This window comes from Pseudomonas sp. G5(2012) (genome assembly GCF_000408945.1).
Taxonomy (GTDB): domain Bacteria; phylum Pseudomonadota; class Gammaproteobacteria; order Pseudomonadales; family Pseudomonadaceae; genus Aquipseudomonas; species Aquipseudomonas umsongensis.
Genome location: NZ_APIO01000001.1, coordinates 192,233 through 217,700, shown reverse-complemented (window position 1 = coordinate 217,700; position 25,468 = coordinate 192,233). Strand labels below are relative to the sequence as shown.

19 protein-coding genes and 2 pseudogenes are annotated in these 25,468 nt (G+C 52.0%); 6 read left to right on the top strand and 15 right to left on the bottom strand.

What is annotated here, in order from left to right; all coding sequences use genetic code 11:
* Positions 1-144: 144 nt before the first annotated feature.
* From PG5_RS34075 to PG5_RS00950, 7 genes are all read right to left on the bottom strand, one after another.
* A complete protein-coding gene (locus tag PG5_RS34075) occupies positions 145-2,145 on the bottom strand; it encodes a hypothetical protein (RefSeq protein ID WP_155943687.1) in 2,001 nt (666 codons plus the stop codon).
* On the bottom strand, positions 2,142-3,071 hold the full coding sequence (locus tag PG5_RS33070) for a TniB family NTP-binding protein (protein ID WP_081648120.1): 930 nt from the start codon (positions 3,069-3,071) through the stop codon (positions 2,142-2,144). Before PG5_RS33070 ends, PG5_RS34075 begins: the two co-directional genes overlap by 4 nt.
* On the bottom strand, positions 3,064-4,692 hold the full coding sequence (locus PG5_RS00960) for a DDE-type integrase/transposase/recombinase (RefSeq protein ID WP_020795218.1): 1,629 nt from the start codon (positions 4,690-4,692) through the stop codon (positions 3,064-3,066). The genes PG5_RS33070 and PG5_RS00960 overlap by 8 nt, the downstream gene beginning before the upstream one ends.
* Positions 4,680-5,012 (bottom strand): hypothetical protein, encoded by a 333-nt coding sequence (locus PG5_RS34070; protein WP_155943686.1) that lies wholly within the window; start codon positions 5,010-5,012, stop codon positions 4,680-4,682. Before PG5_RS34070 ends, PG5_RS00960 begins: the two co-directional genes overlap by 13 nt.
* Positions 5,002-5,661 (bottom strand): hypothetical protein, encoded by a 660-nt coding sequence (locus tag PG5_RS34065; protein WP_155943685.1) that lies wholly within the window; start codon positions 5,659-5,661, stop codon positions 5,002-5,004. Before PG5_RS34065 ends, PG5_RS34070 begins: the two co-directional genes overlap by 11 nt.
* A 1,190-nt stretch (positions 5,662-6,851) precedes the next feature.
* Positions 6,852-7,883 (bottom strand): DNA-binding protein, encoded by a 1,032-nt coding sequence (locus PG5_RS00955; RefSeq protein ID WP_020795217.1) that lies wholly within the window; start codon positions 7,881-7,883, stop codon positions 6,852-6,854.
* Between the two features lie 1,148 nt (positions 7,884-9,031).
* Positions 9,032-9,973, bottom strand: a complete 942-nt coding sequence (locus PG5_RS00950; protein WP_020795216.1) for a DNA-binding protein — start codon at positions 9,971-9,973, stop codon at positions 9,032-9,034.
* 190 nt (positions 9,974-10,163) lie between these two features.
* On the opposite strand from PG5_RS00950, the gene PG5_RS00945 reads away from it, so the two are divergent.
* Together PG5_RS00945 and PG5_RS00940 are read left to right on the top strand one after the other, a co-directional pair.
* Positions 10,164-11,072 (top strand): site-specific integrase, encoded by a 909-nt coding sequence (locus PG5_RS00945; protein WP_020795215.1) that lies wholly within the window; start codon positions 10,164-10,166, stop codon positions 11,070-11,072.
* A 701-nt stretch (positions 11,073-11,773) separates the two neighbouring features.
* A complete protein-coding gene (locus PG5_RS00940; RefSeq protein WP_020795214.1) occupies positions 11,774-14,626 on the top strand; it encodes an AAA family ATPase in 2,853 nt (950 codons plus the stop codon).
* Positions 14,627-15,004: 378 nt separating this feature from the next.
* Here PG5_RS00940 and PG5_RS00935 read toward each other — a convergent pair whose 3' ends face one another.
* The 3 genes and pseudogenes from PG5_RS00935 to PG5_RS33065 form a co-directional block, all read right to left on the bottom strand.
* Positions 15,005-15,325 (bottom strand): helix-turn-helix transcriptional regulator, encoded by a 321-nt coding sequence (locus PG5_RS00935; protein ID WP_042955119.1) that lies wholly within the window; start codon positions 15,323-15,325, stop codon positions 15,005-15,007.
* A gap of 54 nt (positions 15,326-15,379) precedes the next feature.
* Positions 15,380-16,504 (bottom strand): alkene reductase, encoded by a 1,125-nt coding sequence (locus PG5_RS00930; RefSeq protein ID WP_020795212.1) that lies wholly within the window; start codon positions 16,502-16,504, stop codon positions 15,380-15,382.
* Between the two features lie 144 nt (positions 16,505-16,648).
* A pseudogene (locus PG5_RS33065) lies at positions 16,649-16,894 on the bottom strand (hypothetical protein); the annotation flags it as partial.
* Positions 16,895-17,068: 174 nt separating this feature from the next.
* On the opposite strand from PG5_RS33065, the gene PG5_RS00920 reads away from it, so the two are divergent.
* Both PG5_RS00920 and PG5_RS00915 read left to right on the top strand, forming a co-directional pair.
* Complete coding sequence (locus tag PG5_RS00920; protein ID WP_042955117.1) at positions 17,069-18,127, top strand: aromatic ring-hydroxylating dioxygenase subunit alpha; 1,059 nt, start codon at positions 17,069-17,071, stop codon at positions 18,125-18,127.
* A gap of 87 nt (positions 18,128-18,214) precedes the next feature.
* Positions 18,215-19,165, top strand: a complete 951-nt coding sequence (locus tag PG5_RS00915; RefSeq protein ID WP_020795209.1) for a PDR/VanB family oxidoreductase — start codon at positions 18,215-18,217, stop codon at positions 19,163-19,165.
* A 9-nt stretch (positions 19,166-19,174) separates the two neighbouring features.
* On the opposite strand, the gene PG5_RS00910 is transcribed toward PG5_RS00915, so the two are convergent.
* The 4 genes and pseudogenes from PG5_RS00910 to PG5_RS34695 form a co-directional block, all read right to left on the bottom strand.
* Positions 19,175-19,891 carry a GntR family transcriptional regulator gene (locus PG5_RS00910; RefSeq protein ID WP_020795208.1) on the bottom strand — a complete coding sequence of 239 codons (717 nt, stop codon included), beginning with the start codon at positions 19,889-19,891 and terminating at the stop codon, positions 19,175-19,177.
* An 86-nt stretch (positions 19,892-19,977) separates the two neighbouring features.
* Positions 19,978-21,183: an OprD family porin gene (locus tag PG5_RS00905; RefSeq protein WP_256227823.1), complete on the bottom strand. Its 1,206-nt coding sequence runs from the start codon at positions 21,181-21,183 to the stop codon at positions 19,978-19,980.
* A 115-nt stretch (positions 21,184-21,298) separates the two neighbouring features.
* Positions 21,299-22,633, bottom strand: coding sequence for an MFS transporter (locus PG5_RS00900; RefSeq protein WP_042955116.1), 1,335 nt, complete (start codon positions 22,631-22,633; stop codon positions 21,299-21,301).
* A 620-nt stretch (positions 22,634-23,253) separates the two neighbouring features.
* A pseudogene (locus PG5_RS34695) lies at positions 23,254-23,406 on the bottom strand (IS5/IS1182 family transposase); the annotation flags it as partial.
* A 272-nt stretch (positions 23,407-23,678) separates the two neighbouring features.
* Between PG5_RS34695 and PG5_RS00895 the strand changes: the two are divergent.
* Together PG5_RS00895 and map are read left to right on the top strand one after the other, a co-directional pair.
* Entirely contained in the window at positions 23,679-23,948 is a 270-nt protein-coding gene (locus PG5_RS00895; protein WP_042955186.1) for a ParD-like family protein, read from the top strand.
* A complete protein-coding gene (gene map, locus PG5_RS00890; RefSeq protein ID WP_042955114.1) occupies positions 23,941-24,741 on the top strand; it encodes a type I methionyl aminopeptidase in 801 nt (266 codons plus the stop codon). Before PG5_RS00895 ends, map begins: the two co-directional genes overlap by 8 nt.
* Before the next feature lie 246 nt (positions 24,742-24,987).
* Here map and PG5_RS00885 read toward each other — a convergent pair whose 3' ends face one another.
* Positions 24,988-25,395, bottom strand: coding sequence for a helix-turn-helix domain-containing protein (locus tag PG5_RS00885; RefSeq protein ID WP_042955113.1), 408 nt, complete (start codon positions 25,393-25,395; stop codon positions 24,988-24,990).
* Positions 25,396-25,468 lie beyond the last annotated feature (73 nt).

The window sequence follows — 25,468 nt, the reverse complement described above, 5'->3', positions numbered from 1 at the left end:
TGCGTGTGATGAAGGTTCAAAACCTTACTGCTCTGGAAAAAATTCAATAGCGAACGCGAATTCCTGAAGTCGGAGTGATAGCAACTATTTTTTGTCGTTTGGGAGTTGGTTTGTGAATTAACTGCTAGGCGTTCTGAGGGGCATTCAATTGTGTGTGGGAGTGGTGCGGGTAATCGGGGTGAGCGGGGTCAGGCTGGTATTCGTGCGATAAGGGTTTTCTATATATGCAAGAATGTCAGCGGTGCAGTAGAGTGAAATTGCTCTAGCACTGTTCTTGTTAGTGGGTACGCGGCAGCGAATAATTCCAAGTCTGACTAATCTTCTTAGCATTGAAGCAGAAAGGTTTGCGAGATTTAGCACTTGGCGTCGAGTGATGTAGTTCTTTGTCTCGAGTATTATAGCTTTCAATGCTTTTCGATTGAAAAAATATTCGCTGTGGACCTTGGTGGATTGAATTGATTGACTTTTCCCGAATCTCAGATTGAAGTCTGAATAGCTTATGTGTGCAAGTTCGGCGGACTCTTGTCTTGTGAAGTGATTTTTTCGCCAAATTTTTAATTCAGTCACTAGTGCGCGCGTCTGTTTCGCTGAGTCAAGATTCAAGATCATGTTAATGTCTCGAATAAAGTATTTTGGATTATTAAGAAGGTGCTTAGTTGTCGGTATAGGTAGATTTAATTCCGTGGCTATCGTTGGAGCTAAAGATTGGGGTATTGGGTGGATGTAAGGGGTGGTTGTTGTTTTCATGGTTAATAGTTTTTTTATTTTTGTAATTGAGGATCTTAAGTAAAGCCTGGTATGCGGATGAGGGTCAGAGTGAGGGGGTGGTGGCAGCTCTATGTGCTTAATTTCTAGCGCCGCTAATATGTTGTGAAGAGTGAACGATGTAATGTGCAAGGACGAAGCGAGTGCAGTCCCGCTTATATATTTTTTGTTAAATTTTTCCACCGCGGTACGCTTGACGAACAGCCAGCGAGGGCGAGTTGAAATAACTTGTCCAAAAAATCCTAAATTTGTTAGTTGGTTCGCAGTTTTAATTGAGATGTGCAGAGCTTTTTCTATTTCGCGCATGGAGTAGTATTTTCTTCTTTCGAAGTTTTTACGGATCGAAATGTACTCCGATCTGTTGATGTAGGGTGTTATGATCTTGCACATCTGCCCGGAAATATAGTAGAAGAATATGCCGAGCTGTTGTATTTTTATTTTTCCAGTGTTTACGGCAATAGTAAGTGTGCCTTTATATGCGGACGTAATGTGATAAAATTCGTTGGCTGAAAGCCCAAATCCTGCACAGCAGTTTGGTGTTGTGCAAATCGTACGTTCCCAAGTGTTTTCAGCATTGAATTTTTTTGTTATGGCTATTATCCACTTGTCGTCAGACAAGAGCCAAGGGATCGTAATTGCCTTTTGGGGTAATTGTTTATGATTTTCCAAATCTTGGCTGAGTACGTCGTAAAAAAACTGTTCATCTTGCGCCCCAATGCGTAGCGCCATGTTGAGAACAATAGAACGCCGGGAGCTCGTCAGATATCGGTACCGCAGGCATTTTAGTGCGGCATATGTACGATTGAGTGTCGATTGATCTCGAGTGCGGAAAATATTAAGCAGTTTAAGTCCTGTTAGGTCTTCGCTTTGTGTGCAAGGTGATTCTCGAAAATCAAATCCACATAAGCAATGACCGTCCTCCACCTGTTGCCATTTAAATCTACGTTCACAAGCTGGGCACACTGACAAGTACTCAGTGCCATGATAAGGGCATGCGTGGACCCCATCGATATCCTGAATAAATTTCATCTGGCGCTCTTTAAGGCATTTGGGGCAATAAACTTGCTTTTGTCTAAGTGCAGTCCATGGCAACACCAATCCTGAAATCAAGACTTTCCCCTCGTACCTAGCGAGTTTATTTAGTAAGGTGTAGGCGCTTGCTTTCAATTCGGAAGCAAGGTCAGGGCACTCATTGCAAAGCAGTGCGTATAATGCACCGTCAGGGTTAGTCAAACTCAGTGAGCTATCAAAATAGGCAATGGTTAGTTCGCGGGCCATTCTGGAAACGGAGGAGTATCCATTGAGAGAGGCGGTTCTCATGAGAATGCTACCAGGGTTTTCTTCAAAATTAGGTCTGGCCACGAAGCATAGGGATTTCATGGTGAGTGCCTGCTTAGTAAGTTGTTTATTACCTGTGGAGGTAATGTGAATGCATTCCCTGGTAGGGGGAGGAAAGGAGGTAAGTCCAGTCCGTCGAGGCCGGCAACGCAATCGTCTCGGGTTAAGGTATTTTTCGATCTTTCTAGGGCACACTGGAAGATTTCACGCAACAATACGCAAAGCGCACCGAAGTTTCCCCCGCTGAAAGCATAAAAGATTTTTGTAGTCGCTTTGTCGGTAATGAAAATTTCCGCTTGCAATTCTCCGATCCTAATCATCTCTCCTATTAACACGGTTAAGACTGTCTGGAATTCAGAGTTTAACTCTAAGTTTTTAAGTCGTGCTCGAAATGGATATCGACGCGCTAATTGAGGGTGCGCGTCGACTATCCGTTCACAATTTGGTGTGCCCACTAAAATAATGGGAAGATGAGATGTATTGATTAAGTCCTTAACCCAGTTACACAGATTCTCCAGGGTTTTTTCCGCGCCTTTTGACAAGAGATGTTGGAGTTCATCGAGTATTATTACTTTTGTTTTACATGTTGTTAATCGGGTTAAAATTCTGTGTACGAGCACTGTGTTTCTGTGAACGCCATCTGTGGAACATAGTCCTTTCAATATTTCCATGGCTAAACGCTTCGATGCGCAATCAGCTGGAATTGAGCAAAACAAAGCTGGAATATTTAGGTATTCACCATGTTCGTCACTAACGCTAATAGGTGTACCGATGATGTTGACTAGGTGCTCGCACAACGTGGTTTTTCCGGTGCCAGGGTCACCCAAGAGTATCGTGCTGCTTGCCTCGCCGCGTATATTGGAAACGTAGATGCTGTGCAGTATTTTTTTAATCGATTTTTCATACGCGGGATGTAAAATGGTGGTGCTTGCAAAAGCCTTTAGTTTCTCTTCGATTACGTCATTCATGGCGGACGTCCCTTAAATTTATTACGGTATAAGTAGATGGGTTTTCCGAGTCGTCCGTGAACTCCAAGGTATCCGTTGATACTTCTATTCTGTTGGAGAGGGGCGGAGTCAATGAGTTATGCGTGTTCTGAATAGTCTGTTTTTGGACGGCAGTTTTTTTTATAGCCTTGCTCGATTGTGATTTTTTTGAAGTGGATATCAATTTCCTTTCTTCGCTAATTTGCTGTATCTCGCGGTGAATTTCTGTAAGAGTCTGTCGCGCGGTGCTTTCATTGAACGCAATGTGTTGCTCTTTTAGTTGCGCGAGGACCAGTTCGTGTTCAAATAAACTGAGATGATTTTGATATCCCGGCTCAGTGGCGAAAGCTTCAAATAGCTCTGTTGGGCGATCAGGGTGAGCAACCCACACTGTCGATAGATCGGAAATATCATAATAAACAAGCGCTTTCTGATTAGATCTTAGATGATGTGCAATTTCGGCAAGTGCGGGTCCTGTCCAACTGATTTTTGAAAAGCGAACTCGGCCGTTAGCGAGCTTTCTATAAGTGAGGCTTCGACAGAGCGCATTCACGTCATCTTTGGAATAGCGTTCTGGTGGGAGTTGCATCGCAAGGGCCGCCGTCCATGCCATACGGGGGGACTGGTTTATGCCACTGTGGTAAGATTCATGGTAGACATTTTGAACCCAGTTTGAAAATTGCTCATTCAGTTGCTCGATGGTCAGGCACGCGTTTTTTTCCGAATTATAATCACCTCGCTGTACGGGATTTGAAAATGTGGTCCCCGGAATGGAATGAATTAGGCTGGTGTTGAGGGTACCGAAAAAGCGCTCCACATGGGCTTTCACATTGGGACAACCTGGTGGACCATAGGTGATCTTAAAGCCTAATAAATCTGCAATGTTTTGAAAGGTATGGTTAGCGGTTTCCATACCATTATCTAATACCAGTTCTTCCATTCGGCCACCAGGTCGACCGTCTATGGATACCTCTAGTGCCATTCGAAAAGCGCGGAGTACCTTTGCAGCGCATGGCGGGGTAAAGGACAGTTCCCAACCGATGATACAGCGAGTCATTAGTTCGATCAGAACGAACAGCCAAGGGCGACCTAGGTTGTTTCCGTTTTGATCAATTAGCTCTAGGTCAACCAAGTGCGAGTCGCCCTCTACAAGGGCTAACAAGGTGTGGAGAGGGGCTTGCTTAACACCAAATTTATGGGTTTTGGCAGCGTATTCGCGGCCATGGTGATGGAAGTCTAAAAGATACCCATTTAGGTTTTTGATTGTGCGATGGACAGTACTCAAAGAGGGAATATCTATTGCGTTGCTGGTATAAGCCATTCGCGCTTTGTTTTCATTTTCGATGAAGGCTTTTATGAACGCGTGCAATGATTTTATGTTGGGGTGAGTTCTTTGTAGATAAAGAGTGTTGATGTGATCTCGAATGATGATATGGGTGGCTTTGCACAGTTGCTTTCCCCGTGGTCGAGTGCTGGGCTTTTTGACTAAAACCATTGGGTTAAAATTGGACTCTCGAAATTGACGGAACCAGTTGTAGGCACTGGTGTAACAAGGTGGTTTAGTATCACCATAACTAACGGCCAGTAATTTCAGCTCAACCATTGTTTTGGCGTAGGGCAGTGCACCTTGAAATTTTTTTTTAAACCTCGAACATAGTGAATTTTTCTCAGTGCTGCCTTTGATTGAAGTGTGGTCAAGTTGGTAATAATGGAGGCGAGCGATTTGTCGATAGGTGCGAGTTGGTGAAGGAGTAAAACTCCCTTTGCTTGCAGTGTTTGAAAGATATCATGGGTGAGAAATACGGGATGTTTGTTTTGAAGCGAACGAAGTGTAATTTGATCAGTGTCAACAGAAGTTACTTCATATATTTCTTCGTATAAAGTGTATTGGGATCCGGGGCTGATGGTCGAATTAATTTTCATGGTAACTTCCAAACCATAATGTGGTTTTAAGGTTTATTGGTTTATTCAAGTCAATCCAGATTTTTCCTTGCAGTACCGCTTTGGCTATTGCCCTCATTGAGGGGGCTCCTGTTTGATTAAGCAGTTCTCTCAACGTTAGTGTAGTTTTGTTACTGATTTCGTTAATTAGGTAGGCGTACTCTAGAGGGGTGGTGTGCAGTGATCGTAAGTACAATGTTTGCATTGTGTCACTCATAGGTCTTTGTTGGATTTTTGAACCCTCTATCCGGTAGAAGTCATATTTTAATGTGATGGCTAGTTTTTCAAAGCGTTGTAAGGTCTCTAAGTACGCCGGTAAACAGTGGCTAAAGGAGTGTTTCACCTCTGCGAAATAATCAAAATGGTCGTAAGTTCTTATGAAAAAGTCGGGTGTGTAATAGGTTTTTTTTCTTCCCGTCCCTAGCTGGGCAGTTACAGGCTGCTGAAAGTAGCTTTTGACGTTTCTATCAAACTCTAAGCAAACACAGTAATCAGCTTCGAGTCGACTTTCACAAATGATTTGTTTGTTATTTTTTTGTGATGGAAAAAGCACAATATGTTTTCCGAAGTGCGATCGACTGAAGCTTCGAACCGGTCCCCCGGCCTCTGGTGACCACGCTCGATTTAACATTAATCACATCCATTCACGCGAACTACGCGGGTGCGGGGGAGGACGAGCTGCAAAATTGTAGTTTTACCAAAAATGCAGATGAGTTGGAGAGCGGCGGATGACAACCAAATTAATAGAGTATTTGGACATAAAAAATTTATTTTAATAGAGGTTTTCATGAGCCAGCCTTCATGTTCGGTGCCAGCAAGATCTGGACAATTCACGGTACACCGAGCAGATTGAAAAAAATAACCCCTTAAAACTCTGCAAGGCATTGCTGGTAGAAGGCTCTAGTTTGGGCTTCTTTGGGAATGGAAAAGGCGGGGGCGGATAATTATTGAAAAACTCTCATGGTACATACTGTTTTTTCGGTAAAGCGTAGAGTGAGTTAAATAGATCGATATCTATGTGAGCGAAATTGGCCAGACCCAAAAAATCAATGTGTCAACACTTTCGTGGCAAGCTTATTGCTCATGCACTCGCTGACCTGATGCATATCCTTCACAAGGCCGGGGCTTTAACGCGGTGGTACGAAAGCGTCACCGGCCTTCCCAGGTATTCACTGCCGGATAAGACGTTCGGGATCTATCTGAAGGGTGCAATGCCCGCTCACGCACGGCGGCAACAGTTCCGACAACTCTGCCCGGGGTCGGCTCATTGGATTGACCACCCGCTGTACGAGGCCTTGTCGCCCCAAAATTCCGCATGGACGGTATTGTTTGACTTGATCGACGACGGTCGCCAACGCTTCGAGGACGGCGCAAGTCTCTTCAAGCAAGTGCCGAGTGGCGCTGTTGACGTGGACCTCGCCATCGTACTGATGGTGATACGCAGTGAAGATAACCACGATAATCGACTCCGAGTGCAATGCTGTCGATTTTTACCGACCCTCCTAGCCGTAGCATGTCATTTGACCCCATTAGGTTACGTGAGTCATGAGCTGCTCGACTTGATTAACGATACGATCGAAGTCGACCATTCAGGCCATTGGTGGAATGAAGGCTGGCCTGAATCCTACGCGGAACTCGACGCGCTCATTGCCTTATGGGGGAAATGGATTGGTATAGCTCGTCAGTTGCACTTGGTAACCTCCGACCAGAGTGCGGCCACTTTTTCCCGGTTGGTGCAGAATCTCAGTCCTTATAAAAGGCACAGTTTGATCATTAGTTTGTCGACTGCCGTCGATGAACACCGCTCCATTTTTCATTATGCTAACTTGCGTCGTCTCTACCACGCTCTTCGACGTCACCCTCCTTTTGTAGTGAAGGTTGGGCATCCGCCGGTGCCTTCTCAATTGGTTGATTAAACCGATGCACGCGTACCTCCAGTATCTGGTTTTCGGTGTGGGCACTCTCACCAGCGTCTGTAGCGTCAAGCAATGTCTGGTGTGTCGCCGCCAGATCCGCTGTGGCACATGCTTCGGCTTGCATCAGTTGTTGATAAGCAATGTGCAGCACTTGGTGCTGTTCTTGTACGCGGCGAAGTTGCTTTTCCTGATGCTGAGAAGTTTTTAACAGCGATTGTTGCTCTTGCAGCAATCGCTCGTTATCTCGGTTCAAGCGGATGAGTTCATCCTGCTTGGTGAGTCGTTCCAAATGCAAACCATGCAGCTCAGCATTGAGATGCTTTAGCTGCTGCTCGTGTGTGCTAAACAGTTGATCCCGTTGTGATTTGCTGGCTTCATGGAACAGCTCAAGCGAGTGGCGCGTCTGTTCATGGGTCTGATGTAAGGAGACAATCTGTGCGTCTTTCTCGATCAATTGGGCAGCTTGCTCCTTCACTTTGCCTGCCAGCTCGAACTCGCGAGTTACGGCTTTTATCAATTTTTCTTCAATTCGCTGTAGATTCGCCTGGAGTTCCGTCAGGGACGCCTCCGCTGCTGCACGCCGTGATTCACTCAATTCTAGAGCGGAATGTTCGGCAATGAGGTTGGTTTGCAGTTGGTCCTTTTTCAGTGATAGATCTTCGAGGCTGCTTTTAATGGTCGCATCGGCTTCCTCTTTGAGCTCATCGACCAACTGCTCGACCAGCTCGAGAATCGGTGCACGCAGGCGTTCCTGGACCGTCAGGCTCGAGGCCGCGGGCACCATGGCGATCTCTTTCAAATAACGGGAAATAGTGGTTTTCGAACCGGTATTGCCCAATTCAATTCTCACCGCATCGATACTCGGCCGTTTACCGCGGGCGACGAGGGCCGTACGCGCTTTCAACACCAGCGCTTTGTTTATGCCGCCGCGAGCCATGGAGTCCTCCTACGTTTCGTACTGTGTTACGTGACCTGTAATTACAGGCTGTAATCATGAGAAAGGTAGTCAGCTATCGATGTGAAAACTCAGCTGTGATACTGGAAGCTTATTTCATTTGATACGGTAATTTCAGTTTTCTTGAGATCATCGGCAGGTACAGTCGTCGAAAAGGGTGTGATTTTTGTAGCACACGGTTTTCTCCGTTAACGCAGTTGTTCCTGCAGTGAAGCAGGTTGACATGGTTTTTTAGCGGTAGGACTGTGGCTTTGCCGTTGGTGGATTGTAGCGGCGGGTAAAAAGTGGGGGAGGGCGACGAGGGCGCCTTGATGGAACCTCACATTCAGGCATGTCGTGTGTTTCAACTTCTCCCCGGTTCTGAACTGTCTGCAGGGCCAGATTTGGCGACCACGCCTTGTAACCATGACCAGCAGAAAACCATCATAGGCGTGGCCTATTGTGAGGTGGTTGCTTCTACCCTGTTTTGCCCAGTGTCCTTACACCTAGTTTTTCGTAGATCAGACATATCTCGAGAAAATTATGAATTTTCGCATAATTGCGCATAAAGTCAGTTCTCTAGAATTTGCAACCGGAATTAACAGGTCATTTGATAAAAAATATCTAAAAATTCTAGTTTCAAACAATTTATCATTCTTGCATTTTCTCTTGCTACGCGTACTTCAACTTACGTGCTGACTGCAGTAGCTTTGTTTGCCTTGGTACTGTCCCGCTGCACGAAGCCATCGAGCTGAATACGGTTGCAAAATTGTGTCCTAATTGAGTACGCGTTTGCATTTGACTTAAGCAGAAATTTGAAATCTATCAGTCCTACCGAATGTATCGAAATTGGCCCAAAGGATCGTAATGATCCTCGATAGGGAACTACCAGTGTTGTCGGTGGCGAAAGGCAGCAATCGGCAGTGGATTAACCAATCGGTGTAAATCACTAGATGTGTACGTGAGAGGAATGTTGCAGATGAAGCAGAATTAGCTCTTAACAAGGGCGGCGATTCGCTGGCGTCTGATTTGTTCCGAAAGCGGCTACCCTTCAGGGCACTTAACGTTGGTTTTTGTGAAGCTCAATACGCGAAAGGGGGCTGTGTTTCCAGTTACCACGGAATGCTTTTAGGCGGGCGCGCGCTTTCGCACTATTGAGCTAATTGTATTTGCAGCGCCTGGATTTGCTGGGATAGAACACGAAAATTTTTGGCATCCTGTCGACGCATGAGCAAATAGCGTTTCGCTTTTTCGTGTAATGCCGCTCTTTCCGCCAACAAGGCTTGGATTTGCTGCTGGTCCGTTTGTTGGCTCGTCACGCACACTTGAAGACGTAACCGTAGCTGCTGTAGTTCGTGCTCGCAGGCCCGGGTTTGTTGCCGCTGTTCGCCGCTCATACGTTCCAGGTCGCGATACATCTGACCGGCTTCCTCCTGTTTGGCAAGCAATTGACTCTGCAAGGCGCGGCGTTCCTGCTGCAACTGTTGCAGTTGAGTCTCATGCTGACGCAACTCCTGTTCGCGTTGTACGACTTGTTGTTGGCGGTAGTGTTCGAGGGCGGAACGGGCATGTCGATGTTTGTCTTCGAGGGACAGAATCTGCGCGGCACGCTCTTCCAGGAGCCGGTCCATACTGTGACCGGCCTCGCGCAGGCGTTGACGCTCGCCTTCGGCCTCATGCAGTCGTTCGTTCAATGCTCGTTCGCGCTCCAACCCTTCACGGCGTTCGGTAAGTGCCATGGTATGCGCCAACTGTATCTCTTCCAGGCGCGCCTGTTCGGCGGCGCGTTGGCGAACGAAGCCGTCCTGTTGGCGTTGCAGGCGTGCCCGGTCGTCTGCCACGGCCGCCAAGGAGTGCTCAGTCAAGCGCTCGGCTAGACTGCTGATGTACGCAAGCAGTTCGTCACTCAAGCTAACCGCACGAGCAGTGGGTTCGCGTGCTGCGAGTTCTTTCAGATAGCGTTGAATGGTGCTTTTGGAGCCGGTGTTACCCAGTTCGACACGGACGGCGTCGATGCTCGGGTGCACACCGCGTGCACGGAGGGCGTCACACGCGTCCTGCACTAGGGCCTTGTTGATGCCTGCACGGGCCATACAAATCACTCCAAACGGGAGCCGTCCCAGATTTTTTCGTACTGTTTTACAGGGTATGTGTTTACACCTAACACGCTACGCAAAATTGTGAACAGATTCGGATGAGCTGACGTTTGAGAATCAGGATTTCTCGAACGTGATAAGCCATTTTCCACGTCGTACCCCGAAATGGCAGTACGCGGGAGTTGGGATGAGCGATTCAGCCGAGCGATATCTGCAAGCGGCGCGCCGCGACAGCACGCAGCGCCGCTATGCGCAAGCCGTTGAACACTTCGAAGGGGAGTGGAGCGGGTTGCTACCGGCCTCCAGTGAAAGCATCGTGCGCTACTTGGCGGCTTATGGTGCCCAGTTATCCAGTAACACCTTGCGCACGCACCTGGCGGCGTTGGCGCAGTGGCATCAGCAGCACGGCTTCGCCGACCCAACCAAAGCGTCGCGGGTGCGGGATGTCCTGCGCGGCATTCAGGCGCTGCATCCACAACCGATCAAGCAGGCGGAAGCGCTGCAGTTACAGCGATTGGAGGCTTGCATCGAGGGGCTGGCCGGGCAACTGGTTAACGATCAGTTGGCGCTACGCTTACGTGCAGCGCGGGATCAGACGTTGCTGCTGATGGGCTTTTGGCGTGCGCTGCGGGGCGACGAACTCTGCCGGCTGCGTGTCGAGCATATTCAGGTGCGCGAAGGGCAAGCGTTGGACATCTTCCTCGCCAGTAGCAAGACCGATCGCGACCACCGCGGTCGTACCTTGGTACTCCCGGCGCTGAAGCGGCTCTGCCCGGTGGATGCCTATCAGCACTGGCTGGCAGTCAGCGGCATAACTCGAGGACCGGTGTTTCGCGCCATCGATCGCTGGGGTCATTTAGCGGAGGAGCCGGTTAACCCGAACAGCATCTCGCGCATTTTGCGCTTGGCGTTTCTGCGCAGCGGTGTGGCTGGCGAGGATTACACCGCGCATTCGCTGCGCCGCGGCTTTGCCACCTGGGCCAGTCGCAACCAGTGGAGCAGCAAGGCGTTGATGGAGTATGTCGGTTGGCGCGATGTACAGTCGGCGGTGCGCTACATTGAGGCCGATGCTCCCTTCGGGGACTGGACACGTTAAGCATCAGGCTACGAAATTTTGTCGTTCACGAATTTTCAATCGATACATAAACCGCTTTTTTGATCTGTAAACCACTAAGGTTAACAACTCAAAAAAGTGGTTAACAACAATCGCTTTTCTTCTCTCGATTGCTATTCTTCGCTACCTTCAGAAAGCTACGTGAAACGTCATTGTCCTCCCGGCCGGGCGCTATCGGCCGACCCAAACCGGACCATCCGCGATAGGCAGAAAACGACCCAGGCCGTGTGAAAACCCCAGCCTGAAATTGAAGTGCGCGCTTCTGCGTGAAATCTGAAATTGATTGGCCGATTAGCAAGGCCGGATTTTGCGTATAAGCGAAGTTTTCAGCCCTATTTTTGGCAGTCACTGCGTTCACAAACGTTTTCACACAGCCTGGACCCGAAGCGGACAATCGCCTGTGTGTAAACTCAGACGCCCAGTCTTTATGGCTCCTCAGCAGGTACCTGCATAGTGCAGCACAGATTCCGCCCCGTTCCCTCTAGCAGGTCGCCGTCAACTTGGTCTTGATGGGACGTGGCCGGAACGAGCTTCGGCATGCAGAAGCAGAGCTGAATCAAGTGAGGTACCAGGTTCAGATCGGCAGAGCGCAACAATTGCAAAGGGCCTCGACACTTGGCTTGGGGGTAATGGCTTTCTGATTCCAGTCCGACTACGATCATGCGCATCACGGAGGAGGCGTAATGAGTCAGTACCTTTTGAGTTTTGCAAGACAGAATCTTGAAGGGCGTACTGACGCATACCTTGTGTTGCTCTGGTGTATGTATCAGGCCAACCAGGGCAAGGGCCGCTATTCCGACCACATCAAAGCCCACATCACAACGGCAGCTGACCAGTTGCTGGGTCGCAACTACCAGCGCATCGCCGCACGCTTCAAAAAGGTGCTCGACAGCAAGCCGGAGCTGGATCGAATACCGCCGTCCGGTCTCGGCACTTTAGACTACCTTCGCGTGAAAAACTTCCGAGGCTTCGGAGAGTTCGGCCCTGACGACACAGGCACTTTCATTCGCTTCAACAAGCTGAAGAACATCTTCTACGCACCCAACGGCGGCGGCAAATCATCGTTGTGCGAGGCGCTGGAGATCGGCACCACTGGCGATATCAAAGAAGCGGCCAGGCGCAAGACCAAAGTCAATCAGTACATCGCACGGGGAGAGATCAAGCCCAAGCTAATGCTGATGGGAACAGATAAGCTCCCAATCAATCGAAGCATCAGTTGGTCGGGCTGTTTCATCGACCGCAACCGTCTTCAAGAATTTTCGCTCTTGGGCTCCAAGGATACTGGCAGTGCCGAGAGTGATGTCCTGGCCACTTTGTTTGGCTTGGAGGAGCTCCAGGAGGTCATTTCTCGATTCGTCCGGCCTGAAAGCTTCTCGCTAAAAGCCTTTATGCGTGCCGATCAAGCCGGAGCACTGGAGGCCTTGGAACGCACCCGAGTCAGCCTGGGCCAGCTGCGGCGTAAGCACAGGGCAGACCTTCAAAAATCGATCTCCGAGAGTTGTAGGCTGCTGGGGCTAAGGGCCGACCAAGACTTCGATGTTCGCCCAAAGGTCTTGCGACTGCGCGACACGATAGAAATGCATATACGTGGTGCCGAGCGCCTGCGAGCCGCCAAGGCTCCATTCGCTATCCCGCTGAAGCAGGTGAGGCGCATCTGTGCCATCGCCCAGCGCTTGCTCCACCGCAGAGCCGATATCGAAACGCTATTTCTGCAGAGGGCCAGCGACGTCAATTATCGCGCCGTCTTTGAGGCATTGGAGGCTATCGAACATTTGCAGGTTGAGGAAACCTGTCCCGCATGCCTGACGCCCCTCGATCAGGTGGTGGTGAACCCGTTCGAGAGGGCGCGAGAGCAAATCAAGGCGCTGTGTGCACTGGAATCCCTCAAACAATCTAGGCTGCGAAATGACGCCCGGATTGCGCTCTGGGCTTCAAGAGTCGCCACGGGAATCAGCTCGGTAAAGGGCAATGAGCACGCCGACGTTCCCTGCCCACTGAAGATGAGCGAATTGGAGGCAGTACTTGCAAAGTTTCATGCCGCTACCGATCGTTCGGAAGTGGCGCCGTCCGTTCTCGACTCGTTCCTGAAGCTTTGCGCGGGGAGTGCAGATCAGATGGAGGTCTACTTGCGTGCGTGCGAGCGCAAGCGTCGGGAGGTTGGCCAGGCAGAGGCCCAGGCAGCCCGCCTCGAAGCACGGGTGACGCAGCTGAAAGAAATTGATGAATCGCTGAAGCAGCAGTTCGACGGTAAAAAAATGGCGAAACGCGAGTTCAAAGTCGCCAACGACCAAATGACAGATCTGATAAAGCAGAAAGCGGCATTGCTCAATGATGCAGTCGACAACAGCCACTTCAACCAGTTGCTCAAGGATCTGGAGGCTGAGTACCGAACGCTGTACCGCAACTTACTCGATTACAAGCTGGAGCTGGAGAAAGCGCGAATCACCGGGATCGAAGCCAAGGCTGCCGAGTACTATCGAGCTATCAACCAGCACGACGATGACCATGAGCAGATCGCCTCATTGCGATTCGACCGGCAGGCTGATAGCTATCGGATCAAGATCACCAACCTAGACGGATCATTGCTTGATGCGTTTGCTGTGCTCAGTGAAGGGCATCTGAGGGCGCTGGGCTTGTCCATCCTCCTGGCGATGGCTGAGAAAAACAATTTCCCGCTCATCGTGTTCGACGACGTCGTCAATGCCATCGACACCGATCACCGATCGAACATCATCGATCTCTTCTTCAGCGATGCCTACCTACGCCGGATCCAAATGGTAGTTACCACCCATGACCGCCTCTTCTGGGAGCGATTCTGCATCATCTCTGACCGTCACCCACAGTGCGATCAGCACACCAGCCATGTGCTCAGCTACACGAATAAGGGCATCGTGGTGATTGATCACGCGGGTGGCTTCCAGAAGAAAGTCTATCTGGCGTTGTCGGTTCTCGACGTCCGTCAGGCGTTGCTTTATTGCCGTATCTGGTTCGAATCCATGGTGCTTGAGTTTTGCATCGAAAACGGCGTCACAGTCACGGCCAACTTCAACAAGTCGCAGCTCAAGAAGAGCATGTACCTGCAGGTCAGCTTGGAACACACCTTCTCGTTGGTGGAGCCTTTCATTGACTACGACCTGTCGTACTTCAATTTCATCAAGAATGACCTGGTCAACTGGGGGGGGCAGAACCAGGAGCATCACGCCTTCGACGAGGGCAGCCTGAACTTCGTGCACTCCAAGACCAGCGGTGAGATCTTGAGAATCTACGATGCCATCCGCTTTCTGGAGTGCCAGCTCTTCTCAGCGAGGAAAAAGGAGTCCGGGGAGAAGTACCTTGCCGAAGTCAATGAGAAAATCGAGAAAAGCCAGAGGAGGTTGGCAGGGCTCGCCAAAGCACCAGCAGAGGTGCAGAAGGAGCATCAAGCAGCGTTGAAAGCTCTGCAAAAGCGCGCCGCCGAACTCGACCAGGAGCTTCAGTTCATTGAGCAGTGTCTCGCCAGCGTCGCTCAACGCGAGCAAGCTAAAAAACAGTCATGAACTCTATTCCGCTTCGCACAGATCTGGCTGCTTTGGGCTGATATTCTGCGAGATCTCAACGGCCGCTTTGGGTCCAGGCTGTGTGAAAACGTTTGTGAACGCAGTGACTGCCAAAAATAGGGCTGAAAACCTCGCTTATACGCAAAATCCGGCTTTGCTCTAATCGGCCAATCAATTTCAGATTTCACGCAGAAGCGCGCACTTCAATTTCAGGTTGGGGTTTTCACACGGCCTGGGTCGTTATCTGCCGGTCATTGCCACGAAGCATGCTGGTAAAGCCCGATGCAATTGGTGGTCAGAACGAATGCAATTGACTGGTCAGGTCGAATGCAAACGGGTGGTCAATAGGAGTGCAATTTCGCATAGGCCGGAGAAGTCTTAAAGGTCTACTTCAATGTCCCCAAGCAAGCTGGACAGTGAAGCTATTATCTGCTCCTCGTTGCGCTGGTAATACGTCCATTTTCCAACCTTGGTGGCCTTCACAAACCCTTGATCATGCAAAGCTTTCAAGCATATTGACGTCGCAGGTTGGGAGAGCCCGGCCTTATCTTGAATCAGACTCGCACAGACGCCGTACACACCAAAATCGTATAGCTGTGTGTAACCGTCGAACGATTTATTCGGGTTTTTAAGCCAGCCCAGCACGGCTCGCCGTGTTGGGCTGGAAAGTACCTTGAGTGCCTCGTTCAACTCCGTCATTTCAACTCTCGACCCTTGGTAGACGGATGTAGTCCCGCCTTTGAACAAGGTATTTTATGGCTTGCTGAACGGATAGTCGATGTAGCCCTGTTCTCCACCACCATAAAGAGTCGCGTGGTTGACCGGATTGAGGGATAAGCCGTCCCTGAATCGACGGGGCAGATCGGGGTTGGCAATAAAGGTCCGACCAAAACCGAACAGGTCTCCATACCCGTCAGCGAGTACTTGTTTGGCTTTCTTCTCGGTGTAGCGGCCGGAGTACATGATGGGCCCGGAGAATGTTTCACGCAGCGCCTCTCGGAAGGACACCGGCAAATCAGGGCTATTGTCCCAGTCAGCCTCAGCGATAGAGAGGTAACCGACCCCCAAGTCATTTAACATGGAGGCCGCCCGAATGTAAGTGCCGTGCGGGTCACTCTCTACAAGCCCGAGGTAGACGCGTTCCTCAGTGGTCGTTTCAAACAGCGGGGCGAAACGAACACCTACGCGTTGCGCACCAAAGACCGAGATGACCGCCTCGGTCACTTCTCGCAAGAATCTCAATCGTTTTTCCAGTGAGCCGCCATATTCATCGGTACGGTGGTTCGTGTGCTCTGAGATGAATTGGTTTAGTAGATAGCCATTTGCAGAGTGCAATTCTACGCCGTCGAATCCAGCTTTTTTCGCATTCACCGCCGCCACGCGGTACATCTCCACCAGCTCCCTAACTTCCGCTGTAGTCAGCTCTCGGGGCATACTCGGGTCTGCCAATGCGCCAGATTCCGGACCAGTCTCAATAAAGACCTTTACGGCGGTTGCTTTAAGTGCCGAGGGAGCTACAGGAGCCTGGCCGTCGGGCTGTAGGCTAGTGTGTGACACCCGACCTACATGCCAGAGTTGGCAAAAAATGATACCGCCTTCCTCGTGAACAGCGCGGGTTACCTGTTGCCAGCCTGCGACCTGTTCCGGGCTGTAGATACCAGGAGTCCAAGCGTAACCTTGTCCCCTTGGTTCAATCTGTGTGCCTTCGGTGATCATGAACCCCGCGGTAGCACGTTGTCGGTAGTACGCACTCATTAAAGCATTGGGGATGTCTCCGGGTTGAGTGCTTCGAGAGCGAGTCAAAGGTGGCAGAGCGATCCGGTTTTTCAGCGTGAGACCAGCGAAGGAGAGGGGTTCAAACAAGCTTAAGTCGGTCATGATATTTCCAGGTAGCGAAGACATAGGAAAACACATTAACACATTCGAATGTGTTTATGTGTTTTCTCGCATACACCTGTCTGCATTTTCAGGCGTTTCAGGCCGAGTATCGTCTCTAGCGGTCTCGCCGATTCTGATCGCACAACCGGTGGCGAATGTCTTGTCCAGCAGCGGAACGATCAGCATGCTCGACTTGAAGTCGTTGGCCACGAGGCTGCCGACGATGCCCGCCCGGTTGATGTTCTGTTGCAGCTGCTCCATGTCCGTCGGCGAACCCTAATAGGTCGAAGGAATGACCGGGCCGCCCTGGAAGCCTTCTTCTGTGACCTCGGTCCAGCGCAACGCCGGACTCCACAACGATTTCATCCAGGCGCGATCAACGTCTTCAGTCGGACGGAAAAAGCGGGGGAGCGGTTTTGCTTCATAGGATCAATACACAGGTTTAAAACACTGCAAGAGATACAGTGGATCCATTAAGTGTTGTTAATGGCAAAAAAGCTTGACTTTTCCGGGTTAAAATCGATCAAATGGATCCATAAAAATAAGCCTGGCCTGGAGATCCCCATGTATCCGAAGAACACCTGGTATGTCGCCTGTACCCCCGACGAGATCGCTGAGAAGCCCCTGGGGCGGCAAATATGCGGTGAGAAAATCGTTTTCTATCGCGGCCATGAAGGTCGTGTTGCTGCCGTCGAGGATTTTTGCCCGCACCGCGGCGCCCCCCTATCGCTTGGGTATGTCGAGAACGGCAACCTGGTCTGCGGCTACCACGGCCTGGTGATGGGCTGTGACGGCAAGACCGTCGAAATGCCGGGTCAGCGGGTGCGGGGCTTTCCGTGCAACAAGGCGTACGCAGTTGAAGAACGTTACGGTTTTATCTGGGTCTGGCCCGGGGAGCAGGACAAGGCCGATCCCGCGCTGATCCATCATCTGGAATGGGCTGTCAGCGATGAGTGGGCCTATGGCGGTGGGCTGTTCCATATCGGCTGCGACTATCGCCTGATGATCGATAACCTGATGGACCTCACTCACGAAACCTACGTGCACGCTTCAAGCATTGGCCAGAAGGAAATCGATGAAGCGGCGCCGGTCACTACGGTTCAGGGTGACGAAGTCGTCACCGCGCGGCAAATGGAAAACATCATGGCGCCGCCGTTCTGGCGCATGGCTCTGCGGGGTAACAACCTGGCTGACGACGTGCCGGTGGACCGTTGGCAGATCTGCCGCTTCAGCCCGCCCAGTCACGTATTGATCGAAGTGGGGGTCGCCCACGCCGGCAAGGGTGGTTATAACGCAGCACCGCAACACAAAGCCGCTAGCATCGTTGTCGACTTCATTACACCAGAAACCGATACCTCGATCTGGTACTTCTGGGGTATGGCACGCAACTTCAATCCGCATGACGTAGCGCTGACCGCGAGCATCCGTGAGGGCCAGGGAAAGATCTTCAGCGAAGACCTGGACATGCTTGAGCAACAGCAGAAGAACCTGCTGGCCAACCCTGAGCGCAACTTGCTCAAGCTCAATATCGATGCCGGTGGCGTGCAGTCCAGGCGAGTGCTGGAACGCATCATCGCCCGAGAGCGGACCCCGGCGGTCGAGCTGATTACCTCGGTCAAATAATGACGGCGAGCGCCCTCGAACATACCCCGGTCTACTCCCATTCCCATTTTTCGCGGCCACTGCGGTGGCCGATCTTGAAGGTGCGACATGATTGAAGTCGTCGTGACATCCCGCAACAACGAAGCGTTGGATATTTGCAGCTACGAGCTGACCTGTGCACACGGTGGGGAACTGCCCGGCTTCAGTGCCGGCGCCCACATCGACGTGCACTTGCCTGGTGGACTGATCCGCCAGTACTCACTGTGCAATCACCCGCAAGAGCGCCATCGCTACCAGATCGGCGTGCTCAAGGACGCCGCCTCGCGCGGTGGTTCTCAGTGCATGCATGAGCAGGTCAACAGTGGCGATCGGCTGTACATCAGCGAGCCGCGCAACCTCTTTCCGCTGGTGGGTGAAGCGCGGCGCAGCCTGCTGTTCGCTGGCGGTATCGGTATTACTCCGATTCTCTGTATGGCCGAGCAACTGGCCGACAGTGGCGCCGATTTCGAACTGCATTACTGTGCGCGCGCCAGTGACCGTGCGGCGTTTGTCGAGCGACTCAAGGGGGCACTCTTTGCCGACCGCGTGCACCTGCATTTTGATGAGGTCGCCGATTCGCGCCTGGATGCCGCCAAAGTTCTCGCCGGTCCGGCACCGGACTTGCACCTGTATGTCTGTGGCCCTTCAGGCTTCATGCAACATGTGCTCGACAGCGCCAGGATACAAGGCTGGAGTGAAGCACAATTACACCGTGAGTATTTCGCAGCAGCGCCGGTGGACACCAGTACCGATGGGGTGTTCCAGGTGAAGCTTGGCAGTAGCGGTCAGGTGTTCGACATTCCAGCCGACAAGACGGTGGTCCAGGTACTGGAGAGCCACGGTGTCGAGATCGCGATTTCCTGTGAGCAGGGTGTCTGTGGAACCTGTCTGACCCGTGTGCTGGAAGGGGTGCCTGATCACCGTGACCTGTTTCTTACCGAAGAGGAGCAAGCGGTCAATGATCAGTTCACACCCTGCTGTTCGAGGTCCAAATCGGCGTTGTTGGTGCTGGACCTCTGAACCAAACGATCATTCGCCGCGGGATATCACTTTCATCCGCTCGCTACTGTTGCCGGTCGCACCGAACACCTCGGCGTAACGCAGGGTCGCATTGGCATGTTCGCGCATGATGGCTTCGGCGCGAGCACCCTGGCGACTGACCAGCGCGTCGAACACCGAGTGATGTTGCATGTGAGCGAAATTGAAGCGACGGTATTCGCGCGCCATGTCTTCGCGGTCGAACGCCAGCGCTGATACCGAAGCGAAGGGGCGATGGTCATTGCGCGCCAGGGCTTCGGCGATGGCCGGATTGGCGCTGCTTTCGACGATCACCTGATGAAAGTGCATGTTGAGGTCATGAAACGCCTCTAGGTCTTCCTCTGTTACGTAGCCTTTGTCGAATAATGCATCGCCTTGCACCAAGCATTCATGCAGTGCCGCCTGCGCTTTTTCGCTCAATCCACGCTCGGCACTCTGCCGTGCGGCCAGCCCCTCCAGCACCCCTCGCACTTCCACGGCACCGGCGATATCGTCGGCACTCACCGAGCGCACCTGATAGCCCCGTCCGCCGTGGCGAACCAGCAAGCCTTCCTGTTCGAGGGTCAGGAACGCCATGCGCACCGGCATGCGCGAGACGCCAAATCGATCCGCCGTCGGGATTTCCATCAGCCGCTCGCCCGCCGCCAGCTCGCCCGAGGCAATCATTTTGCGCAGTGCCACTAGCACCATTTGACCGGGTTTACTCATGCAGTCGACTTCCAGAGAGGGGATTCGTCATAGTAACGCATGGAAGGGGAGAGCTGCAGGGGCGACAAGCGACCCTGCCGGGAGGATCAGAGTGACAGTGGGTAGTTGATGATGATGCGGGTCTGATCGAAGTCACTGTTGAAGCTGCGACGGTTAGTGGTGTTGTTGATGCGCACGCTAAGGTTTTTCAGTGGACCGCTTTGCAGGGTGTAGCTGACTTCGGTGTCGCGCTCCCATTCCTTGCCATCGCTGCCCACCTTAGTGGTGGCGTTTTCGCCGTGCCCGTAGCGGGTCATCAGCAGCAAGCCGGGGATGCCGACGGCGACGAAGTTGTAATCGTAGCGAGCCTGCCATGAGCTCTCATCGGCGTTACTGAAGTTGCTGTTGAACATGTCATTGCCCAGGGTGCGACCACTGCTGCCATACACGGACATCCAGCCGGTGTCGCCGCTGACTTTTTGCAGCCCCAAGTACAGGGTGTGGCCCCTCAGGTTGGCCGAGAACAGCCCATAGGCGGTATGGCTTTGCACGTTACCGATAAGGGCGCTGCCGTCATCCTTGTCGACGAAATAGCCCAGGTTCGCGCCGAGTGTCCAATCACCGAATTTCTGTTTATGCAGCAGGTTCAGATAGCTTTGCTGATAGATGTCTTCGAGTTGCGAATGCCAGGCGCCGACTAGAGTCTGTTGTTCGTTGAAGCGGTATTCGGCGCCGGCATAGTTGAAACCGTCCGACATGACGGTAGGCGCCGCCCAGGCCGAGAGGTCTTGCATGTCCGAGGAGTTGCGCAGGCTCACGTCGGTGTATCGACCTGCCTGCAGATTCAGGCCAGGGAGTTCGCGGGACACCAGCATGGTGCCCTGAAAGGTCTGTGGCAGCAGGCGCCCGTCGTCGTAGCGCAACAGCGGAACATCCGGCATGAGCTCACCCAGCATCAGCTCCGTCTCGGACAAGCGCATTTTTACCGCCACCCCGGCACGCCCGTAGTTGTCGGCGGAGTGACCATCGTCGTGCACTGGTAGCAGCTCCGAACCGCTGCGTTGAGGGCCGCTGTCGAGCTTGACGCCAAGCATCGCTATACCATCAAGGCCAAAGCCGAGCATGCCAGGGGTGTAACCGGAATTGAATTTAAGTATCGCGCCTTGAGCCCATTCTTCGATCTTGCTCTTGCTGGCGCCGGGATCATTGAAGTCACGATTGAAGTAGTAATTTCGCAGCATCAGGCTGGTCTTGGAATCTTCGAAAAAGCCGCCGCTCTCGGCTTGTGCCGAAGGCAACAGGGCAAGCGCCATTGCACCGACGAGCAGAGCCCGGGGCGGGAGAGAAAGGTAAGTCATTATTGTTGTTTTCCTGGAGGTGTAGCCGGCAGCGAGGGCAGGGCCTCGCTACCTGTTTTTTTGTATCGGCTCAGACCTGGCTGAGTGCGGCACCCGGTTGCGCCTGGACCTTGGGCCGCAGTTGCAGCAACACGGCGGCGGCAATCACGAACACCACGGCAAACAACCCATACAGGTGCAGTGGCTGCCAACCGCTGTCCAGCAGCAGGCCAGCGACGGTCGGCGAAAGAATGGCGCCGATGCGCCCGATACCGATGCCCCAACCGACTCCCGTCGTGCGCACCGAAGCGTCGTAGACAATCGGCGACAGTGCGTACAAACCCGCCACGCAACCGTTGGAGAACAGCCCGATCAACAGACCCAGGCCGAGTGCCATTGATACCGATGAAGCGGAGTCGACGAACAGTACCAACAGGCCCGCGGTGATCAGCATGAACAGCGACAGCACCCGGGTTAGCCGCCAGCGTGAGGCAAGGCCGCCAATCAACGCGGCGCCGAAGATACCACCAACGCTCAGCAGCACGCCGCCGCTGATGCCTTGCTGTGCCGACAGCCCTGCCGAGACCAGCAGCTTCGGCGTCCAGCTCATCACGAAGTAGAAGCCGAACATCACCAGGAAGAACAACAGCCAGATCAGCAGCGTGGTGCGCCGCGAATCAGGCGAGAGCAACTGCGCCAGGCGCCCGCGGCCTGAAACCAGTGCAGGGAGGGCGACGGGCAGTTCGCGCAGTGTCGGCTGGCCGAGGCGAGCGGCCAGTCGATTGATGCGGGCCAGGGCGTTCGCCGGGCGGCGGGCGATCAGGAAGTCCAGGGATTCGGGCAAGTACAGCAGCACCAGGGGAATGACCGCCAGGGTGATGGCGCCGCCGAACAGGAACACCGAACGCCAGCCAAAGTGAGTCAACAACCACACAGACAACAGTCCGCCCAAGGTTGCACCCAAGGCATAACCGGTGGATTGCAGGCTTACCGCCAGCCCGCGCCAGCGTTTGTTGGCGTATTCACTGGCAATCACGTTGCTGCTGGCCAGGATCCCGCCGATTCCCAAGCCGGTCAGCCCGCGCAGCAGCGCCAGTTGCAATGGCGACTGGCTCAGTGCCGACAACAGCATGCCAGCCCCTGAGAGCAGCAGGCAAAACAGAATCAATGGTCTACGACCAAAGCGATCGGCCCACGGCGCAATAAACAGAGAGCCTGCCGCCATGCCAAATAACCCAGCACTTAACAACAGTCCGATCTGCGCGCCGTTCAGGCCCCATTCGGCAGACACCGAGGATGCCGTGAAGGCCATCACCAGCACGTCGAAGCCATCGATCATGTTCAGGACAATACAGATACCCACGGCCAACCACTGGAACGACGCCATCGGCCGCTCATCTACCACGTTCTTCAGAGCGACAGTCATAGTTGCTGCCCCTTGAGACGAGGCTGGGTATAGGCAAAACGAGAAAGGCACACGAAGGTGGGTACAAGCCAAGGCTTGAGCCCGATTGAGAAGTCACTCATCACGACACCCTTGTTATTTTTATGAGCGGGCAGGCGTTCTACCTGACACCGTGCGGCGCCAGTCAATCAATTTATGGATCCACTGAAAAGCATCATGATGATAAATTTTTCAATTATTCATCTGAAATAAAAATAAAAGTGTTAAAAAACATATAGTTAATATTGTATAGAAAGCGTTCGATTATCGGGCGGAAAAAGCGGCTCTTAATTTAAAGGATCCAATAAAGTCGTTTCGCGTGTGTCTGTACCCGCACAGCACGCTGCTGGGAGTGGTGCTGATGGGGCGTTGCCAAAGATCTGGGAGTTGATGGAGGTGCTTACAGCAGGGTCTCACGATGTCTGGTAGAAAAGTTGAATGACAGCTATTGGCCAATTCTATTGAAAAAGTCGGGTTTTCAGATCGCCTGAACTCGGGCACAACCATCATTGGAGAACCTACTCACCACATTGAGTGGTTTTTCGGCACTTCGTTGACTTTTACGACTTTAATTTGAGGTTTTTTGCTGAGCGCAGACGCACCTATCCCGTGATCGGTGGCTCTTGAGAGGTAAATTTGGCCTGCCGTCGAAGATTCTGCATCGCAGCGGCCAGGGTGAACTCACCGGTCGCGCCGCTCATGCCACGTAATCGCATGCGATCCAATTTCAAGATGCGTTTGAGGTGGTCAAGCAATCAGCTTAAGAGCTGAAGCGGGACACCGTCGAGTCTTGGCTGACCAATTGATCTCAGATTGAGTACAAGAAAGGGCCCTTCGAGGGCGATTTTTCTTGTTGAGCATCTCGATCTATGGCTCCGTTCTGTGTCAAAGGTCAGATCTAGCCCCCCTCTATAGGGTTTTTGGAGGGGGGCATTTGCGGTGCGCCAATTGCTGCGGTTTTATTGCATGTCCATTGCTCATCAAATAATATACGAAACATATGTGTTTCATATATTTGGGGGTGAGTGTGGGCATAGTTAAAATTTCTGACGGAATGCATGAGGCTTTGCGCACGGCGAGTGACGCGCTGAGCCGGTCAATTAATGCTCAAGCGGAGCATTGGATGCGAATCGGTATGCTTAGCGAACTTTATCCTGAGCTAAATCATAGCCAAATCTGCCGTTTTCTCATCCGTGCCGAACAGTCTGGCGGCCTCAACCTGCAAGCGATTACAGCATTCGATGATCTAGCCCAGGCTGCAGCATTTGACGTTATTAAGGCTGCCGCACATGAGTAAGAAGGTAAAAATCCATGCACAATCAGATATTGCGATGTCGCGACAGGCGGGAAAATTAGCCGCTGAAGTTCTTTCCATGATCGCCTCACATGTTAAGCCCGGCATAACAACGGAAGAGCTTGACCAGATCTGTAATAGCTACATCGTTGATGTGCAGAAAGCCATACCGGCTAACGTGGGGTATCACGGCTTTCCTAAGACAGTGTGTACCTCTGTAAACGATGTGGTGTGCCATGGCATACCCACTTCTGAGGTTTTGAAGGAAGGCGATATCGTCAACATTGACGTTGCGGTTGTAAAAGATGGTTGGTTTGGTGATACCAGTCGCATGTTTTTTGTGGGGACGCCAACGGCAGAGGCGAGCAGATTGGTACAAACAACTTATGAGGCAATGTACGCAGGAATCGAAGCAGTGCGGCCTGGGGCTACCTTAGGTGATGTAGGTCATGCCATTCAAACAGTTGCACATCGGGATGGGTTTAGCGTTGTGCGCGAGTATTGTGGCCATGGTATTGGCAAGGTTTACCACGATGAGCCTCAGGTGCTTCATTATGGAAATCGAGGTCAAGGTCTAAAATTGAAGCCTGGCATGATCTTTACAATTGAACCCATGCTGAATGCTGGTAAACCCCAAGTGAAAACCTTAGGCGATGGATGGACGGTCATAACTAAGGATCGCTCACTATCGGCTCAGTGGGAACATATGGTGGTTGTTACTGACGTGGGATACGAGATTCTAACCCTTTGGCCTGAGCATTCCGATGAGCACCCGGGCACAGCTGGAATCCGCTAAGCCTGAAAAGGTTCTGCTTTGCGTTTTTTATGTGAAGCAGCAACCCACCTTTCCTTACGGCAGCTTCACAATATCGTGCTGACGCAAGGTTGGAGCTACAGAGCTTGTGAAAGCTTTTGATCATAGACGAATCCTTGCAATGGAAGTCTGGAGATCGCTTCCTAGCCTCGACAACTCCTCTATTTGTTTTGCCTCAATAGCGTTGCCTCCTATCTCGTGTCGCAGTCATCCTCAAACCTGTACGTGTCATTGGTTCGCGGTATCTGCGTTGTCTCGCCTGAACTGCATGATTTCCGGCAGCTTCTGTTCGATCCAGTCCACCATCGCTTCTACTTTGGACGCCGCTTCTTGACCCAAGGGGGTGAGCGTATATTCCACGCACGGCGGAACTACGGGGTATGAAAGTCTATGGACGAGGCCGTCACCTTCTAGTCCTTGTAGGGTTTGCGAAAGCATCTTTTCGCTGACACCAGCAATTTTCCGACGTAGCTCACTGAAACGGTGAGTGCCACCGATTAGTACTACAAGAACTAAAACCCCCCATCGGCTGGTCATATGTTTGAGCACATCGCGGGAAGGGCATTCGGCGTCCAAGACTTCTCCTCGTCGTACTTTCGAGGAAAAGGGATCGGGAATAGTTTCAAATTCACTCATGACACTTACCTTTTTGTGCGTACTTACTATTCGTAAGTTTGGGGCGTAGGATGGCTTTTCCTCACATTTGATG

Bases quoted from the DNA above. Each gene is read 5' to 3' on its own strand.
- PG5_RS34075 (WP_155943687.1), bottom strand. From the start codon at position 2,145: ATGAAATCCCTATGCTTCGTGGCCAGACCTAATTTTGAAGAAAACCCT.
- PG5_RS33070 (WP_081648120.1), bottom strand. From the start codon at position 3,071: ATGAATGACGTAATCGAAGAGAAACTAAAGGCTTTTGCAAGCACCACC.
- PG5_RS00960 (WP_020795218.1), bottom strand. From the start codon at position 4,692: ATGGTTGAGCTGAAATTACTGGCCGTTAGTTATGGTGATACTAAACCA.
- PG5_RS34070 (WP_155943686.1), bottom strand. From the start codon at position 5,012: ATGAAAATTAATTCGACCATCAGCCCCGGATCCCAATACACTTTATAC.
- PG5_RS34065 (WP_155943685.1), bottom strand. From the start codon at position 5,661: ATGTTAAATCGAGCGTGGTCACCAGAGGCCGGGGGACCGGTTCGAAGC.
- PG5_RS00955 (WP_020795217.1), bottom strand. From the start codon at position 7,883: ATGGCTCGCGGCGGCATAAACAAAGCGCTGGTGTTGAAAGCGCGTACG.
- PG5_RS00950 (WP_020795216.1), bottom strand. From the start codon at position 9,973: ATGGCCCGTGCAGGCATCAACAAGGCCCTAGTGCAGGACGCGTGTGAC.
- PG5_RS00945 (WP_020795215.1), top strand. From the start codon at position 10,164: ATGAGCGATTCAGCCGAGCGATATCTGCAAGCGGCGCGCCGCGACAGC.
- PG5_RS00940 (WP_020795214.1), top strand. From the start codon at position 11,774: ATGAGTCAGTACCTTTTGAGTTTTGCAAGACAGAATCTTGAAGGGCGT.
- PG5_RS00935 (WP_042955119.1), bottom strand. From the start codon at position 15,325: ATGACGGAGTTGAACGAGGCACTCAAGGTACTTTCCAGCCCAACACGG.
- PG5_RS00930 (WP_020795212.1), bottom strand. From the start codon at position 16,504: ATGACCGACTTAAGCTTGTTTGAACCCCTCTCCTTCGCTGGTCTCACG.
- PG5_RS00920 (WP_042955117.1), top strand. From the start codon at position 17,069: ATGTATCCGAAGAACACCTGGTATGTCGCCTGTACCCCCGACGAGATC.
- PG5_RS00915 (WP_020795209.1), top strand. From the start codon at position 18,215: ATGATTGAAGTCGTCGTGACATCCCGCAACAACGAAGCGTTGGATATT.
- PG5_RS00910 (WP_020795208.1), bottom strand. From the start codon at position 19,891: ATGAGTAAACCCGGTCAAATGGTGCTAGTGGCACTGCGCAAAATGATT.
- PG5_RS00905 (WP_256227823.1), bottom strand. From the start codon at position 21,183: ATGGCGCTTGCCCTGTTGCCTTCGGCACAAGCCGAGAGCGGCGGCTTT.
- PG5_RS00900 (WP_042955116.1), bottom strand. From the start codon at position 22,633: ATGACTGTCGCTCTGAAGAACGTGGTAGATGAGCGGCCGATGGCGTCG.
- map (WP_042955114.1), top strand. From the start codon at position 23,941: ATGAGTAAGAAGGTAAAAATCCATGCACAATCAGATATTGCGATGTCG.
- PG5_RS00885 (WP_042955113.1), bottom strand. From the start codon at position 25,395: ATGAGTGAATTTGAAACTATTCCCGATCCCTTTTCCTCGAAAGTACGA.